Source organism: Mycoavidus sp. B2-EB (assembly GCF_014218255.1).
Classification (GTDB): Bacteria; Pseudomonadota; Gammaproteobacteria; order Burkholderiales; family Burkholderiaceae; genus Mycoavidus.
Genome location: NZ_AP021872.1, coordinates 573,700 through 589,571, shown reverse-complemented (window position 1 = coordinate 589,571; position 15,872 = coordinate 573,700). Strand labels below are relative to the sequence as shown.

Genomic DNA, 15,872 nt, shown 5'->3' with positions numbered 1-15,872 from the left:
GCATTTATGTTACCTTTATCGAGTAGCGCTACGGTCCCTTCTACGTGCTATACAGCACACTTGCCAAAGCTTTCTGTACGCTCATTGCCAGTCGAAATTCAAGACATAATAAAAAATGATTTTCTGGATTCGCCGGAACAACAAGCCTTCTTTAAAGTGTTAGCTGTGTTAACCAACAACGACGAACCCGTAGAGCAAGTTAAAATCCTAGAGATACTAAGAGCATACCCTCTCGCACCGCCATTCCAGAATATTCTCTTTGAAATACTCACTATGGCAACTCGTAATGGTGAACCACTAGATTCACTAGATCTAAAATTACACTTGTTGCATAAAAGAATTCCACCAGAATATCACCAAGATTTTGTCAAATCGGAGGATCGCTGGCGAGAACTTGCATTGGACCAATTAAAGCTGTTATTAGACTCAGATCAGCCCGATCAAGTCGTAAAGAAAAGCGCGTTCTTTAGGCTGCTGTTTCTTATTTGTGATCCAGAGATATTTGATGTTTTAAAGAACCGTATCCAACAAAATTCCGTATTAAAGCAAAAACTACTGCATTGGGTTCAGCGCTCAAAAACAGAAGAGGTACAACCCGTAGCAGCGCCTGCCTTAACCTTATTAGTCAAAGCAGGCATCAATCTAGAGGGACAGAATTTCAACGGAATTCGAGTACCTGGCGCTGATTTAAGCGGAGGGATATTTAACCATACTCAATTTCAAAGAGCTAATTTAAATGGGGTCAATTTCCGTGGAGCACAGTTGTTTGAGGCAAATTTGGAACAAGCGAATTTGTTTAAAGTTAACTTTGGTGAGCTACCTACGATAGAGGTGGGTAGTATGATTGGCGATTGTTGTTACTCACCGAATGGGCAGTGGTTAGCTGTTGGCACGGAAAATGGAGAAGAGTTGTACCAGGAAAATGACGGAAGATGGCATGCGCCTAGAGGGCATGCCGGGGATATAGCTAGCGTACATTTTTCACCAGATGGCAAGTACTTTGCGTCAGGGGGAATGGATGGCGATGTAACGCTTTGGAGCGTAGAAAGCGGTGAAGGGCTATGTCAAATTGGAAGGCGTGAAGAAGGCGATATGGTAATGAGCATCAGTTTCTCGCCAAACGGTGAATTCCTGGCGGTAGGGCTACTCGAAGAATCGTTGCAAGTATGGCTCATGGAGAGCGAATATAGACAGCACTACTATATAGAGCTTGAAAAGCACACTGATTCGCTCAATAGTGTGCCTCTCTCGCACGAAAGTCAGCCTGTCAATAGCGTAGCTTTCTCGCCCGACAGTCAAATTCTGGCCGCAGGTGGCCAGCATGGAAGAATAAAGCTATGGGACATGGAAAGTGGAAAAGCATTACATACCTTGCAAGGACATAATAGTGATGTAAGGAATGTGAAATTTTCACCAGATGGCAAGCTCCTAGCAGCAGCTACGGAAGATAATTTGACGACATTGTGGCGAGTAGAAGATGGCGTCGCCTCTTATACATTTAGAGGGCATAGCGCCATAATAAATGGGCTTAGTTTCTCGCCAGACGGAAAAATACTTGCTTCTGGAAGCCAAGATAAAACGGTAAGACTATGGAAAATGAGCGATTTAAAAACTGGTTTGCATTGGAATTCATTTCCCACAGAACTAAACGTAACCTATATGTCGATCCAAAGTGCGCAAAATCTAAGTCCCATCGATAAGCATCTGCTTAAGCAAAGAGGTGCGCGCGGTGAGCCAGCCCCAACATTTTCCGAAGAAACTCACGCTGAAAATGTATTAGCGGAGCAACTGTCAACGCTGACTCTCTAAAATTCAATGTGCCATTTTATTCGGCGAGCGCTTTACCGTTTCTCTGGTGTGAAACTGTAATTTCTTAGGGTGACTTCCGAAAACACAAAATTTCTGACAGGCTCGACAGGCTTGCTCAACCTGGGCATTATTTGCAAAAAAAACCGCCAACCCTTTTAAACACTTATATTTTTTGTTAAAGCTTGGCGACATCTGCAGTACAACTGGCGGAGAGAGGGGGATTCGAACCCCCGATAGGCTATTAACCTATACACGCTTTCCAGGCGGGCGACTTAAACCACTCATCCATCTCTCCGGCAAGCTGCGCATTATAGCAAAGATCAAAACTCAGTGCGGTAAGAAACCGACCCACAGCGCTTATCTATGCAAAATAGCCAATAAAATTTAGCGCGCGATGATCAGAGGTACAATATAGCGTTGGCGAGGCTACGCTAGATTGTGGCTCGTACACCGTTGCTTATTGTTATTTTTTCGCAAACTTTTACTCATGTCTACCTCTGAACAATCGCATAAAAGTTCTCATACGCCGTCGCTCAAACCTTTGCCTGCGCTGATTTTCTTTAGCCGCTGGTTGCAGCTGCCTTTGTATCTCGGGCTGATTGTTGCTCAGGGTGTCTATGTATATCTCTTTTTGGTTGAGGTATGGCATCTTGTTCGCCACACGCCCACGCTTAATGAGACGGCGGTTATGCTTGCCGTACTCAGCTTAATCGATGTCGTCATGATCTCCAATTTATTGATCATGGTCATCATTGGCGGCTACGAAACTTTTGTCTCTCGGCTCGGTCTGGAACACCATCCAGATGAACCAGAGTGGCTCGATCACGTTAACGCCGGGGTCTTAAAAGTTAAATTAGCAATGGCGTTGATTAGCATTTCGTCAATTCACCTGCTAAAAACTTTCATTGATGCAGGTCAGCGCGATACGCATACGGTGATATCTCAAATCTTAATCCATCTTTCTTTCTTACTTTCAGCCGGTGTGATGGCTTGGGTCGATAGAAGCATGTCCCGCCCTCATTCGGATGTATCTCCGACGAACGGCGGCCACCCACTCAAATAATGGAGTCTCATAATGCAAGGTGATAAAAAAGTCCTCGACTATCTCAATGCCCAACTCAAAAATGAGTTGACCGCCATCAATCAGTATTTTTTGCATGCCCGGATGTATAAACATTGGGGTTTAGATAAATTGGGGCAGCATGAATATCAAGAATCGATTGGCGAAATGAAACATGCCGATCAACTCATCGAACGTATTTTCATGTTGGATGGATTGCCCAACTTGCAAGATTTACACAAATTATTAGTGGGCGAGGATACGCCAGAGATTTTGCAGTGCGATTTGAAACTCGAATCGATCTCTCAAACAACGTGTAAAGAAGCGATTGCTTACTGCGAATCCGTACAAGATTTCGTGTCGCGTGAGATTTTTGTGTCGATTCTCAATGATACTGAAGAACATATTGATTGGCTCGAAACGCAATTGGAGCTTATCAGTAAGCTTGGCCTACAAAATTATCTGCAAAGTGGCTTCAGCTCAACGGCTCATCACGACGCATAAATTGCTGCGAGGTTATCATGCGCGTAGCGATATCTTGTGGTTTTCTTGTTATAAAAGTTAAACTCTCTGCTTGATCATGGAATCCATCTCTAGCCATGCCTACGCGCCGATTGGGGTATTCGATTCAGGGGTCGGCGGTTTGTCGGTGCTGCGCGCAATTCACGCGGCGCTGCCCGACGAATCTCTGATTTATTGCGCAGATTCATCTCATGCGCCTTATGGCGAGCGTGATAATGCATTTATTATAGAGCGCACGCTTGCAATCAGCACCTGGCTCGTGCAACAAGGGGTCAAAGCGCTGGTGGTCGCCTGTAATACAGCGACCGCGCAAGCTAATTACCTACTCCAAAAAAAATTCAGTATCCCGATCATCGGGATTGAACCTGGTATTAAACCTGCCGCGCAATATTCAAGCTCACGCATAGCCGGCGTGCTAGCTACGGCCAGTACTTTGCGTAGCGAAAAATTTCACCGCCTAATCACGACTTATGCGGCAGACTGTCGCTTTATCTGCCAAGCGGGCTCTGGCTTGGTGGAAGCGATTGAACGTGGCGAGACAGATTCAGACGAAGTATTGGCTCTGCTTAAGGCTTATCTGACGCCGATGCTTGACGCGGGAGCGGATACGCTCGTGCTGGGTTCAACCCATTTCCCTTTTCTTGAGAAGTCAATCCGCCGTATTGCTGGCGATCAGCTTAGGTTGATCGAAACTGGGGAAGCGGTTGCCCGCCAACTCGCTCGACGATTGGCGGCCCAACAGTTGTGCGCACCGCCAGATGCCAAGGTAACGCTGCGCTTGTATTCAACGGCGAATGGGATCCGGCTACAGACGCTGGCCAGCCAATTCCTAAAGACCGATCAAATCGCTGAGCATATTAGCATTCCTTCAAGTTCAGTGAATGCTGTAAGCTAAAAAAACTGAACCGGCGTATTTTCCGATTCCTCTCCTTCGTTTTAGGCAAACTCCCCTAATTTAGCATCATGTAACTATGACCCCCTTGCAAAAGATAAAAACCTGAATGATAATGATTAGCATTACGAATACATAACGTATCCGTAATGCCCATCGAATTTTATTGGGGTGTTATCATGATTATCTGTGTGTGCAAGTCCGTTTCAGACCGCTCGATCCATACCGCCATCCATGCCGGTGCGAATTCCCTAGAAGCATTGCAATTTGAATGTGGGGTCGCATTATGTTGCGGTAAGTGCGAAAATGCTGTTTCTGATCTGCTAGCCGACCACAATAGTGCAAGTCCCCCCTGTAGCATGGCACCGTTAAATTTTGTTGGCCGTGCAGCAGCGTAAATAAGGCCCCCATGGAACTCTGGATTGGCATGGTGACTGCACTCTGTATTTCTTGGTTAATTTTCCGTAAATGATACGTTCCAATTTGTGTCATCAGACAGTCGTGCGTGTAGAATTTGCTTGATCAATTTACGTATCGTCACCCCCCTCTTCTGTCTTGTTTTGGCCCTCCATATAGGGGGCTTTATCTGCTTCCTAAACCCAGCTAGCCCACCTCCTTCAAAACCCGTTTTAGCAAGCGCCATAACCGTCGAGTTGCTGAGTCCCACGCCTCTGCCTATCCCCCCTATTCTTAAATCCTCCACGGCAAAACGCTCAAGCGCCACCTCTACACCTACAGCACCCAGCGCCCCAATTGATGAGGCCCATACGCCAAGCGCCAATGCCACGCATACGCTTGAACTAAGCGCTCCCCAAAACATTGCCCAGCCAAACTGCTTGCTCAACCCGCCCGCCTATCCGCCGTTATCGAGGCGGCGCGAAGAAACCGGCACTGTATTAATTAGCCTTATGATTGACAAACGTGGCACAATTGAACGCGCTACAATCAAGCAAAGCAGTGGTTTTAAACACCTTGACCAGGCTGCTCGTGAAGCGGCGCTCAGCAGTCAATGCCGCCCTTGGCTTGAAAACGGTCGGCCGATACGCACCACCAGCGACATCCCGTTTATATTTAAACTTGAGGGCTAGCCTCTCAATGGATCGATTTAGATCGATTGCTCAGAATTCAGCAAGCCCCCAATCCTAAAAGGCATATGATGGAACACTATGGTTTAGCCCACCTCTGGCAGCAGGGCGATCCGGTTATACGCGCGCTTACCTTAGCGCTGGTTCTCATGTCAGCACTCTCATGGACCGTGATCTTAGCCAAAACCTGGCAATTTATTTGTTTGCGGCAGCTTACAAAAAATGCCGAGCAGGCATTCTGGCATGCAGATGGGATTGAGCATGGGATCGAAAAACTGGGCAAACGAGCCGGCAATCCGTTTCTGGCACTCGTATTAGCGGGCCAAGAAGCGGCCAGCCATCATCAACAAAACCAACCCTCTCTCCATCATCGGATGGATATTAGCGATTGGATCACGCGTTGCTTAAAAAACACACTAGATGAAAATTTGATGCGCATGCAAAGCGGTCTTGCGCTGCTCGCGTCAATTGGCTCAACTGCACCTTTTGTGGGTTTATTTGGCACAGTATGGGGGATTTATCATGCATTATTGGCCATTGGCGAGAACGGGCAAGCCTCAATCAATCATGTTGCAGGGCCAGTGGGCGAAGCGTTGATCATGACCGCTTTCGGCCTTTTTGTCGCGATTCCAGCAACGCTGGCTTACAATGCGTTCACGCGCGGCAATAAAAGGATTGTGAGTAAACTCAATCGCTTCTCTCATGGCCTACATGCCTATTTTGTTACGGGCGCGCGGCTACGCTCAAATCGACGCGGCGAGTTGAAAACCGCGCCCCGCTAAAAGCGGGTTTTAGCCCTCTCATGAGCCCATATAAAATACTTTTTAGCCCAGCTTTACACGCTTAAACAACACCGACAGCCATGGCCAGCACCCCTTTTATCAACGATAATGAAGAGACACTAATGAGCGAAATTAACATGACGCCATTGGTTGACGTCATGCTTGTCTTATTGATTATTTTTCTGGTGACGCTACCGGTTATGCACCACGCCATCAAACTCGATCTGCCACAGGCCAGCAGCTCAAAGACCGTGCTTAAGCCAACTCAGATTAAATTAACTTTACAAGCAGATGGCACCGTGCTTTTGGACCAACAAGCAGTGGATGACGCTACGCTACGGGTACACTTTTTAGCCGCAGCCAAAGTTGAGCCGCAGCCAGAAGTGTATTTATATGCGGATCGTGCCGTACGTTATGAACATATTGCTCATGTTATGTCAGCCGCACAGTCTGGCGGTTTGGCAAAGATTGGCTTTATTACACAACCAGAAGCGAATCACTGATTTTTTTACATATAACCCCATCTATTAAGGTATAGAAATGGAGCTCAGTGCAGTCGGAAGAATGATTAAAGCGCGTCGGAATGCGATCGGCCTAACACAACAGCATCTGGCCAAGCTTGCAAAATTGTCTCGGCAAACCGTCCAGACCCTTGAGGCTGGCACCATTAAGGACTTGGGCTTTGAACGGCTCTCAAGACTGCTCTCGGTGCTCGGTCTTGGCTTTGATAACCTTTCTCTTACGGCTCAACTTAAAAAACAGGACCTGTGGCGGGTGGCAAAAAATTGCCTTTAAGCCAATGATTTTTTAAAAAAATCACAAAATATTGATTTATATTCTAATTCTATCGAAAAGCTGGATGGTGCCCAAGAGAGGACTCGAACCTCCACGGAGTTACCCGCTAGTACCTGAAACTAGTGCGTCTACCAATTCCGCCACCTGGGCCATGCTTATTTTCAGCAAGGGCGCTATTATAGCCAATTATTTTGCATTTCGCCTAGCTTATTGTGTGTGCGAATTGTCTCAAATTAAAGATCGCCGCAGGTAGGGTAAAAAAAAGTCATCCGTTGACGCATATCATAGGTAGCCTAAGCAAGGACGGTAATCGATGATAAAACATAACAAAAAGCCAGCGTATTTCAATTTTATGCCCAAGGGCGGTTAAAATACTGGGTTTCTGGCACAATCCGCTTAAACGGTCTTTTTAGCGTCCGTCCTCTATGTCCAATAAAAGAACTTCGTGCTTTGAACTGCGCAGTAGCTCCTTTGATACGCTACTTTTTACGGTTAAAACAGTTGACCTTGAGGTTTTACACCAAGCCTTAAAAAGCCGCTTTGAAGTCGCGCCAGAGTTTTTTGCGAATGATATTGTCGTGATTGATGTACGCCCTCTGCAGGCTAACGAAACTATAGATCTTCATGCGCTGGCGGCGATGTTGCATGAAGTGCGCATGTATCCAGTGGGAATTGCCGCTCACGAGAGCCAACGCATCTGGGCGCAACGCAATGATCTGCCGTTCGTTGAAGTCGGCGTTAGCCGGATTCCACAACCCGCGGCGCATGCCAAAAACCCCGTAACGCCAACGCCCAAGCTAGAAGCGTCAATTGAAGACTCTAAATCAACGCTGATTATCGACAAACCGCTCCGCTCCGGCCAACAAGTCTACGCCAAAGGGGATTTGATTGTGCTGGGTGTAGTAAGCTATGGGGCTGAAGTCATTGCCGATGGGCATATTCATATTTATGCTCCACTGCGCGGACGAGCGCTCGCTGGCGCACAGGGTAATCTTAATGCGCGCATTTTTTGTACCTGTCTTGAGCCTGAGTTACTTTCCATTGCCGGTATTTATCGTACAACCGAGACGCCGTTACCGGCGCAAGTGCAAGGTAAACCCGTGCAAGTTAGCCTCTTAAATGAAAAATTAGTGATCGAACCACTCAAATTAACTTAATAAATTGATTTAATCCAGGTAACATAATCACCTTTTAAATTACTTTGATTTTTAAATCAATTGACTGCTTCAAGGACTTAGCCAGATGGCGAAAATTATTGTAATTACTTCGGGTAAAGGCGGTGTAGGCAAGACCACCACCAGCGCAAGTTTTGCTGCCGGCCTAGCTTTGCATGGTCACAAAACAGCCGTGATTGATTTTGATGTGGGTTTACGTAATCTTGATTTAATTATGGGCTGCGAGCGACGCGTCGTCTATGATTTAATTAACGTGATTCAAGGCGAAGCCAAACTGAGCCAAGCTTTGATCAAAGATAAAAAATGCAGCAATCTTTTTATTATGCCCGCATCGCAAACCCGGGACAAAGATGCATTAACCCAAGAAGGGGTCGGCAAAGTCATCCAAGAGCTGATAGATATGGGATTTACCTATATTGTTTGCGATTCGCCCGCGGGGATTGAATCAGGCGCGCTGATGGCAATGTATTATGCAGATGAAGCGGTGATTGTGACTAACCCAGAAGTCTCATCGGTGCGGGATTCAGATCGTATCCTAGGCATTTTAGCTTCAAAAACCAAACGCGCGATTGAAGGCACAGAGCCGATTAAAGAACAGCTGTTAATTACCCGCTACAATCCAAAGCGTGTCAATGAAGGTGAAATGCTCTCTATTACAGATATTCAAGAAATTTTACGGATTGATTTGATCGGTGTGATCCCCGAATCAGACGCCGTACTGCATGCTTCAAATCAAGGCGTACCGGCGATCCATCTAGAGACCACCGACGTCGCTGAAGCCTATAAAGATGTGATCTCGCGCTTTCTTGGCGAAACCAAACCCATGCGGTTTACTGATTATCAAAAACCCGGCTTATTACAACGCCTTTTCGGCAATAAATAAGGTAAGGATATGTCAATACTTTCTTTTTTGCTTGGCGAGAATAAAAAAACTGCAACGCTTGCCAAAGAGCGCCTGCAGTTGATTATTGCGCATGAACGCGCAAACCACACTCCAGCCAATTATCTGCCCGCGCTACAGCGTGAACTCCTCGCCGTGATTTCAAAGTATGTGAAAATCGCGCACGAGGATATTAAAGTTAAGCTTGAGCAACAAGATAATTTGGAAGTACTGGAAGTTAAAATCGAAATTCCGCAAGCCTAACCGCGCCAGCATTCCTTTACCTTAAAGGAAATGCTGGCCCAGCCACCAAGCCAGTGCCGCCATTGAGGCAGATGCTGGAATCGTCAAGATCCAAGCCCAAACAATATTACCCGCAACCCCCCAACGTACGGCCGCTAGCTTTTGCGTAGCGCCCACCCCAACAATCGCGCCTGTAATGGTATGCGTAGTCGATACTGGGATACCGAGCCAAGAGGCTAGAAAAAGCGTCAGAGCCCCCCCAAATTCAGCACAAAATCCGCCTACTGGTTTTAATTTGGTAATTTTTTGTCCCATGGTCCGCACAATGCGCCAGCCGCCGAAGAGCGTGCCCAGGCCAATTGCAAAATAGCAGGCGGCAATCACCCACATTGGAGGAGCATCGATCGTCGCAGAAGCATAACCAGTGGCCAGCAAGAGCATCCAGATGATGCCGATGGTCTTCTGCGCATCGTTACCGCCATGCCCCAGGCTATACAGGCCAGCAGAGATTAATTGATAGCGCCGAAAACGTCGATCAACCTTGCTCGGTGTCGTGCGCAAGTAAAGCCAAGACACGCCCAACATCAAGAGCGACCCTAAAAAGAAGCCCAGTAGCGGTGAAACAAAAATAAAAGCGATGGTTTTACATAAACCATCAATATTTAACGAACCAGGGCCTGCTTTAGCTAATGCTGAACCGACCAACCCCCCAATTAGCGCATGGGATGAACTGGACGGAATACCATAATACCAAGTGATCACATTCCAGCCAATGGCGCCCATCAGCGCGCCAAATACGACATAATGATCGATAATCGATGGATCGATCGTGCCACGGCCGACCGTTGATGCCACCTTTAGATGAAAAATAAAATACGCAATGACATTAAATACGGCCGCAAATAGAACGGCTTGATGAGGTTTCAGGACACCCGTAGAAACCACGGTGGCAATCGAATTTGCCGCATCATGAAAGCCGTTCATGAAGTCGAAGATGAGGGCAATTGCCACTAACAAGATGACGGCCCACAATCCCAAATGAATCGATGACATTAAGATTTCCTGATATAAGCCCGTGCCACGCTAAGCGTTTTCTAGCACAATGCCTTCGATAATGTTAGCGACATCTTCGCATTTGTCCGTGACAGCTTCTAGCAGCTCAAGAATCGCTTTATGCTTGATTAATGACTTAACATCGTCCTCTTCTCGAAAGAGTTGAGAAATCGCCGCTCGCAATAAGCCATCTGCCTCCGTTTCCAAACGGTCAATGACGGCGCAAATGATTAAAATTGCGCTCGCGTTTTTCATGTCTTTGAGTAAAGCCACCGCCTGCGCCACCTGTTCACAACTGCTGGCGCAAATATGCGCCAGCTGGCCCGCTTCAGGCGTGAGCGAGCGCACATCGTACAGCCAGACTGCAGTTGCAACATCCTCCATTAAATCAAGAATGTCATCCATCGTCGTGATGAGTTTGTGAATTTCATCCCGATCAAAGGGTGTAATAAAGGTTTTATGCAACAGATCAATGGTTTCGTGCGTCAGTTTATCCGCTTGCTTTTCTTTGAGCTGCACATTTTTTTTATGGACTTCGGCTTCATCCAGTTGATTCACCAAGCGCTCTAAATCATGACTAGCGTCCACCAGGCATTTTGCATGCGCATTGAAGATTTCAAAGAATTTACCCTCTTTGGGCATAAAGCGACTGAACATCTCAATCCTTAAACAAGGGTCTATTAATTACTGAGGCGCGAACCATTCAAAATAGTTCTAACTTATAAAGTGCGCTATTGTACCTGGGCCAGCCCACTTATCGAGCACGGCAACAAATTATTTAGCAAAATGGTCGAAGAATCTCACTAAGTGTTATACATTGGCTGGCCTGCGAAATTATCGAATTTGGTGTATTGCCCCAAAAAAGTCAACCGCACAACGCCAATTGGCCCATTACGCTGCTTGCCAATAATAATCTCGGCCGTGCCTTTATCCTGGCTATCCGGGTTATAGACTTCATCACGGTAGATAAAGAAAATCACATCGGCATCTTGTTCAATGGCTCCAGATTCACGCAGATCAGACATAACAGGGCGTTTATTCGGCCGCTGCTCAAGCCCACGGTTAAGCTGTGAGAGTGCAACCACCGGCACATTGAGTTCTTTTGCCAAACTCTTGAGCGAACGTGAAATTTCCGAGATTTCGGTAGCGCGATTTTCACCCGAAGAGGCGGATGACATCAATTGTAAATAATCAATAATAATTAAACCTAGCTGTCCGCATTGGCGTGACAAGCGCCGCGCACGAGCACGTAATTCAAGCGGATTAAGCGCGCTTTGCTCATCCACAAAAATTTGCGCATCGCTCATTTTTTGCATCGCGTGCGTCAGTTTAGGCCAGTCTTCATCTGTCAGCTTGCCGGTGCGAAGCCGGTGCGCATCCAGCCGCCCGACTGAACCTAACATCCGCATGGCAAGTTGCGTGCCCGGCATTTCCATTGAAAATACGGCTACGGGCAAGCCATATTCAACCGCAACATATTCGCCGATATTCATCGCCAATGAGGTCTTACCCATCGACGGACGCCCCGCAATGATAACCAGCTCCCCCCCATGCAAACCGGAAGTCATGCGGTCAAGATCGACAAAACCCGTGGGTGTACCCGTGACATCGGTTGAATTTTCTTGATGATAGAGCGTATCGATACGCTCCACCACTTGCGACAGCAATGGCTTAATTTCAATAAACCCCTGCCCGCCACGCGTGCCCTCTTCCGCAATCGCAAATACTTTTGACTCAGCCTCATCCAGTAACTGACGCACCTCTTTGCCTTGTGGATTAAAGGCATCACCTGAAATTTCATCCGCCACCGTGACCAGCTTGCGCAACACCGCGCGATCCCGCACGATTTCTGCATAACGGCGGATATTGGCTGCGCTAGGCGTGTTTTGCGCTAAAGCATTCAAATAGGCGAGCCCCCCCACCTCCTCCGCCTTGCCCGATGAGGTCAGTGATTCAAATACGGTGATCACATCGGCTGGCCGCACCGCCGTAATTAATTTACCGATATGCTGGAAAATTAACCGGTGGTCATAGCGATAGAAATTACTTTCTTGTAAAAAGTCGGCAATTCTGTCCCAGGCGCTATTGTCGAGCAAAAGTCCCCCTAATACCGATTGTTCAGCTTCAATCGAATGAGGTGGGACTTTGAGGGCGGTGAGTTGAGGGTCTGGATTAACTATATTCATGGCGCTTAGGATTATCGCTTATTTATCAGCGTTGCACACCCTTTCACCCGGTTTTTAAAGGTTTTATCCTGCACAATAAAAAACGGAGGCCAGTTAAGCTAGCCTCCGTTTTTATCTCTTAGCACTGCTGCGAGAATTGACTGACCGTTTACACGTGCTCGCCAAGAACCGCTACAGTGACGCTCACCAGCACATCCGTATGCAGCGACACCTGTACCAGATGATCGCCGACTACCTTAAGTGGGCCCTCAGGCAAGCGTAGCTGAATTTTCTCGATCTCAAAACCCTGCGCTTTCAGTGCATTGGCAATATCGGAGTTCGTTACGGAACCAAATAAACGCCCATCAACACCCGATTTTTGCGGAATTTGCAAGGTTAAACCGGCTAATTTCTCACCTAGCTCTTGGGCTGCAGCCAACTTCTGCGTGGCAGCTTTTTCAAGCTCGGCGCGGCGTGCTTCAAACTCTTGAATCGCCTCTTCTGTCGCACGACGTGCTTTTTTTTGCGGCAGCAAAAAATTACGCGCATAGCCTTTGGCAACCTTAACGATATCTCCAAGGTTACCTAGTTTGGCGACTTTTTCCAATAAAATAACTTGCATTTTGGCTTGCATGTGTAAGCTCCTTATAACTTTTCGAGATCAGGCGTTATGCAGATCGGTGTAAGGCAGCAGCGCTAGAAAACGCGCGCGCTTAATGGCCCCATCAAGCTGACGCTGATAACGGGCATGAGTGCCGGTTAAGCGAGCAGGCGTAATTTTACCGTTTTCGCCAACAAAATCCTTGAGTACATCAAGGTCTTTGTAATCGATTCGATCCACTCCAGCCACCGTGAAACGGCAGAATTTTTTACGCTTAAAAAGCGGGTTCTGTTGTGGACGGCGTTCAAATTTCTTTTTGCCTGTGAAACGTGCCATGTTAAATCCTCTGAATATTCTGCAATTCTGTAATATGAAATATTAATGTGCGAGCCTGACGACGGCGTGGCGCTAAAAAGCCCGTGAAACGAAACGCTTGCCCCAGTGTGCAAGCAGCCAGCGCACCACTTAACTCACCTATGCCAACCGCTGATAGCGTTAAATCAACCTGGCGTGGAACGCCTGCTTCAGTCACGCGTGAACCATGCTGCAAAAGGCAATTCACAACGGGTATGCCTGCTGGCGTATAACGTATTGCTTCACGCTCAATCACAGACGCTTCAAGCACGAGCTGGTTCACCACCGAGTCCTTGCTTTACCGTCGGCTCACCTTTATTCCGTTTCTTGCGCAACTTCTGCGGGCTGTGTCTGGGCTGGAGAGTGACTGACCTTCTTCGCCTCTTCACGCTGCACTTCTTTCATCATTGGCGAAGGGGTGGTTTCGGCTTTCTTCATTTTGATGGTCAAATGGCGCAACACCGCGTCGTTAAATTTGAACGCATGTTCCAATTCAGCCAAAGTTTCGCCATCACATTCGATATTCATGCAAATGTAATGCGCCTTAGCCAACTTGTTAATCATGTAAGCTAACTGACGCCGCCCCCAATCTTCAAGCCGGTGGATTTGACCACCGCGTGCGGTAATAGTGGCTTTGTAGCGCTCGATCATGGCGGGCACTTGCTCGCTTTGATCGGGGTGTACAATAAAAACGATTTCGTAATGTCGCATGGACACGCTTCCTTATGGTTAATAGCCGCCCAGATAAAAACCGGTGCGGCAAGGTCAAAACCCTGTATTCTAGCGGGAAATTGCAAGTTGAGCAAATCCCGCACGCAAACGCTCACCTGAAGGCGAGCTCAGACTTAATGAATCCCTTGGCTGTTCAAATACTCTTCGTAACTGCCCTGATAATCATGGATCCCATCATTTCGCACCTCAATAATACGGGTCGCTAGGCCACTCACAAACTCACGGTCATGCGAGACAAACACTAGCGTGCCTGCAAACCGCTCAAGGGCAATTTGGAGCGATTCAATGGATTCCATATCCATATGATTGGTCGGCTCATCCATCAACAGCACATTATGCTTGCCAAGCATCAAGCTCCCCCAAATCAGGCGCCCCTTTTCGCCACCGGAAAGAACTTCGACCGTTTTTTTGACATCGTCCCCAGAAAAGAGCAGACGGCCCAGCGTACTGCGGATAACTTGATCGTCATCTCCTTCCTGCGCATAATGCCCAAGCCAGTCCGTAAGAGAAATTGGGGCCGGAAAGGCAGCCGACGCATCCTGCGGCATATAGCCTATATTTGCATGTTCAGCCCATTTAATCGTCCCCGCATCCACCGCTAGATCGCCTAGCAGGGAGCGCAGCAAAGTGGTTTTACCCACGCCGTTTTCCCCAATGATGGCAATTTTCTCGCCCGCTTGCACGGTTAGATTCAAATGCTCAAAAAGTGTCCGATCGTAAGCTTTTTTAATTCCTTCGGCGGTGACGGCAAGGTTATGCAGTTTTTTATCAAATTCAAAACGAATAAACGGATTTTGGCGAGAGGAGGGCCGAATATCTTCAACCTTGATCTTCTCGATTTGTTTCATCCGGCTGGTGGCCTGCCGCGCTTTTGATTTGTTCGCTGCAAAACGGCGCACAAAATCTTGCAATTCGCCCACCCGCTCTTTCGCTTTTGCATTGGCCGCGAGCTGTCGCTCACGCGCTTGGGTAGAGGCCAGCATATAGTCATCATAATTGCCCGGATAGACTTTGAGCGTACCGTAATCCATATCGGCCATATGCGTGCACACGGCATTTAAGAAATGGCGGTCATGCGAGATGATGACCATCGTTGAATTACGTTGATTTAAGGTATCCTCAAGCCAGCGAATCGTATTAATGTCAAGATTATTGGTCGGCTCATCCAGCAACAATACATCGGGATCTGAGAACAGCGCTTGCGCCAGGAGCACGCGCAGCTTCCAGCCGGGCGCAACCGCGCTCATTGGGCCTTCATGCTGATCGACCGGAACCCCTACGCCAAGCAACAATTCACCGGCCCGCGCGCTTGCCGTATAGCCATCATATTCAGCAAACTTAGCTTCGAGCTCAGCCGCGCGCATGTAATCATCATCCGTCGCATCTGGATTTTCATAAATTGCATCACGCTCTGTCAGAGCTTGCCACATTTGCACATGGCCCATCATGACGACATCTAACACGCGCATTGACTCATAGCCGAACTGATCTTGCTTGAGTTTACCAAGACGCGTATTGGCATCTAAAATCACATTGCCGGCCGAGGATTCAAGATCCCCCCCGAGGATTTTCATGAAAGTGGATTTGCCGCAACCATTCGCGCCAATTAAGCCATAACGGTTACCTTCACCGAATTTAACCGAAATGTTTTCAAACAGGGGCTTAGCCCCGAACTGCATTGTAATATTAGCGGTGGATAGCACTATGCATGCCTTTGATTAAAA

General features: G+C 47.5%; 20 protein-coding genes and 2 tRNA genes. 12 read left to right on the top strand and 10 right to left on the bottom strand.

All coding sequences use genetic code 11. The features are described from left to right. Positions 1-6: 6 nt before the first annotated feature. Positions 7-1,809, top strand: a complete 1,803-nt coding sequence (locus MPB2EB_RS02740; RefSeq protein WP_232534472.1) for a pentapeptide repeat-containing protein — start codon at positions 7-9, stop codon at positions 1,807-1,809. Between the two features lie 204 nt (positions 1,810-2,013). On the opposite strand, the gene MPB2EB_RS02735 is transcribed toward MPB2EB_RS02740, so the two are convergent. Then, positions 2,014-2,104, bottom strand: a tRNA-Ser gene (locus MPB2EB_RS02735). 192 nt (positions 2,105-2,296) lie between these two features. On the opposite strand from MPB2EB_RS02735, the gene MPB2EB_RS02730 reads away from it, so the two are divergent. The 8 genes from MPB2EB_RS02730 to MPB2EB_RS02695 all read left to right on the top strand — a co-directional run bounded on the left by MPB2EB_RS02730 (position 2,297) and on the right by MPB2EB_RS02695 (position 6,945). Next, positions 2,297-2,872, top strand: a complete 576-nt coding sequence (locus MPB2EB_RS02730; protein ID WP_185182328.1) for a TIGR00645 family protein — start codon at positions 2,297-2,299, stop codon at positions 2,870-2,872. A gap of 12 nt (positions 2,873-2,884) precedes the next feature. Continuing rightward, a complete protein-coding gene (bfr, locus tag MPB2EB_RS02725; protein WP_185182327.1) occupies positions 2,885-3,373 on the top strand; it encodes a bacterioferritin in 489 nt (162 codons plus the stop codon). 76 nt (positions 3,374-3,449) lie between these two features. Next, the gene (gene murI, locus MPB2EB_RS02720; RefSeq protein WP_185182326.1) at positions 3,450-4,286 is read left to right on the top strand and encodes a glutamate racemase; all 837 of its coding nucleotides are present in this window, start codon (positions 3,450-3,452) and stop codon (positions 4,284-4,286) included. A 146-nt stretch (positions 4,287-4,432) separates the two neighbouring features. Further along, on the top strand, positions 4,433-4,681 hold the full coding sequence (locus MPB2EB_RS02715) for a bacterioferritin-associated ferredoxin (RefSeq protein WP_370576614.1): 249 nt from the start codon (positions 4,433-4,435) through the stop codon (positions 4,679-4,681). 255 nt (positions 4,682-4,936) lie between these two features. Continuing rightward, on the top strand, positions 4,937-5,371 hold the full coding sequence (locus MPB2EB_RS02710; protein WP_185182324.1) for an energy transducer TonB: 435 nt from the start codon (positions 4,937-4,939) through the stop codon (positions 5,369-5,371). Between the two features lie 68 nt (positions 5,372-5,439). Then, positions 5,440-6,150, top strand: a complete 711-nt coding sequence (locus tag MPB2EB_RS02705; RefSeq protein ID WP_185182630.1) for a MotA/TolQ/ExbB proton channel family protein — start codon at positions 5,440-5,442, stop codon at positions 6,148-6,150. 80 nt (positions 6,151-6,230) lie between these two features. Further along, on the top strand, positions 6,231-6,653 hold the full coding sequence (locus MPB2EB_RS02700) for a biopolymer transporter ExbD (RefSeq protein ID WP_185182323.1): 423 nt from the start codon (positions 6,231-6,233) through the stop codon (positions 6,651-6,653). Between the two features lie 37 nt (positions 6,654-6,690). After that, positions 6,691-6,945 carry a helix-turn-helix transcriptional regulator gene (locus MPB2EB_RS02695; RefSeq protein ID WP_185182322.1) on the top strand — a complete coding sequence of 85 codons (255 nt, stop codon included), beginning with the start codon at positions 6,691-6,693 and terminating at the stop codon, positions 6,943-6,945. A 65-nt stretch (positions 6,946-7,010) separates the two neighbouring features. Here the strand turns inward: MPB2EB_RS02695 and MPB2EB_RS02690 are convergent. Further along, positions 7,011-7,095: transfer RNA gene (locus tag MPB2EB_RS02690), tRNA-Leu, on the bottom strand. A gap of 275 nt (positions 7,096-7,370) precedes the next feature. Between MPB2EB_RS02690 and minC the strand changes: the two genes are divergently transcribed. From minC to minE, 3 genes are all read left to right on the top strand, one after another. After that, entirely contained in the window at positions 7,371-8,102 is a 732-nt protein-coding gene (gene minC, locus MPB2EB_RS02685) for a septum site-determining protein MinC (RefSeq protein ID WP_185182321.1), read from the top strand. 85 nt (positions 8,103-8,187) lie between these two features. After that, complete coding sequence (gene minD / locus MPB2EB_RS02680) at positions 8,188-9,003, top strand: septum site-determining protein MinD (protein WP_185182320.1); 816 nt, start codon at positions 8,188-8,190, stop codon at positions 9,001-9,003. A 9-nt stretch (positions 9,004-9,012) separates the two neighbouring features. After that, entirely contained in the window at positions 9,013-9,264 is a 252-nt protein-coding gene (minE, locus tag MPB2EB_RS02675) for a cell division topological specificity factor MinE (RefSeq protein WP_185182319.1), read from the top strand. Between the two features lie 21 nt (positions 9,265-9,285). On the opposite strand, the gene MPB2EB_RS02670 is transcribed toward minE, so the two are convergent. The 8 genes from MPB2EB_RS02670 to MPB2EB_RS02635 form a co-directional block, all read right to left on the bottom strand. Continuing rightward, positions 9,286-10,296, bottom strand: coding sequence for an inorganic phosphate transporter (locus MPB2EB_RS02670; protein WP_185182318.1), 1,011 nt, complete (start codon positions 10,294-10,296; stop codon positions 9,286-9,288). 30 nt (positions 10,297-10,326) lie between these two features. Next, entirely contained in the window at positions 10,327-10,953 is a 627-nt protein-coding gene (locus MPB2EB_RS02665; protein ID WP_185182317.1) for a DUF47 domain-containing protein, read from the bottom strand. 146 nt (positions 10,954-11,099) lie between these two features. Beyond that, positions 11,100-12,482, bottom strand: a complete 1,383-nt coding sequence (locus MPB2EB_RS02660) for a replicative DNA helicase (RefSeq protein WP_185182316.1) — start codon at positions 12,480-12,482, stop codon at positions 11,100-11,102. A gap of 148 nt (positions 12,483-12,630) precedes the next feature. Then, positions 12,631-13,083: a 50S ribosomal protein L9 gene (gene rplI, locus MPB2EB_RS02655; RefSeq protein WP_185182629.1), complete on the bottom strand. Its 453-nt coding sequence runs from the start codon at positions 13,081-13,083 to the stop codon at positions 12,631-12,633. Positions 13,084-13,122: 39 nt separating this feature from the next. Further along, on the bottom strand, positions 13,123-13,398 hold the full coding sequence (gene rpsR, locus MPB2EB_RS02650) for a 30S ribosomal protein S18 (RefSeq protein ID WP_185182315.1): 276 nt from the start codon (positions 13,396-13,398) through the stop codon (positions 13,123-13,125). A gap of 1 nt (position 13,399) precedes the next feature. Beyond that, the gene (gene priB / locus MPB2EB_RS02645; protein ID WP_185182628.1) at positions 13,400-13,699 is read right to left on the bottom strand and encodes a primosomal replication protein N; all 300 of its coding nucleotides are present in this window, start codon (positions 13,697-13,699) and stop codon (positions 13,400-13,402) included. A gap of 32 nt (positions 13,700-13,731) precedes the next feature. Next, on the bottom strand, positions 13,732-14,127 hold the full coding sequence (rpsF, locus tag MPB2EB_RS02640; protein ID WP_185182314.1) for a 30S ribosomal protein S6: 396 nt from the start codon (positions 14,125-14,127) through the stop codon (positions 13,732-13,734). A gap of 134 nt (positions 14,128-14,261) precedes the next feature. After that, positions 14,262-15,851, bottom strand: a complete 1,590-nt coding sequence (locus MPB2EB_RS02635) for an ABC-F family ATPase (RefSeq protein ID WP_185182313.1) — start codon at positions 15,849-15,851, stop codon at positions 14,262-14,264. Positions 15,852-15,872: the final 21 nt, after the last annotated feature.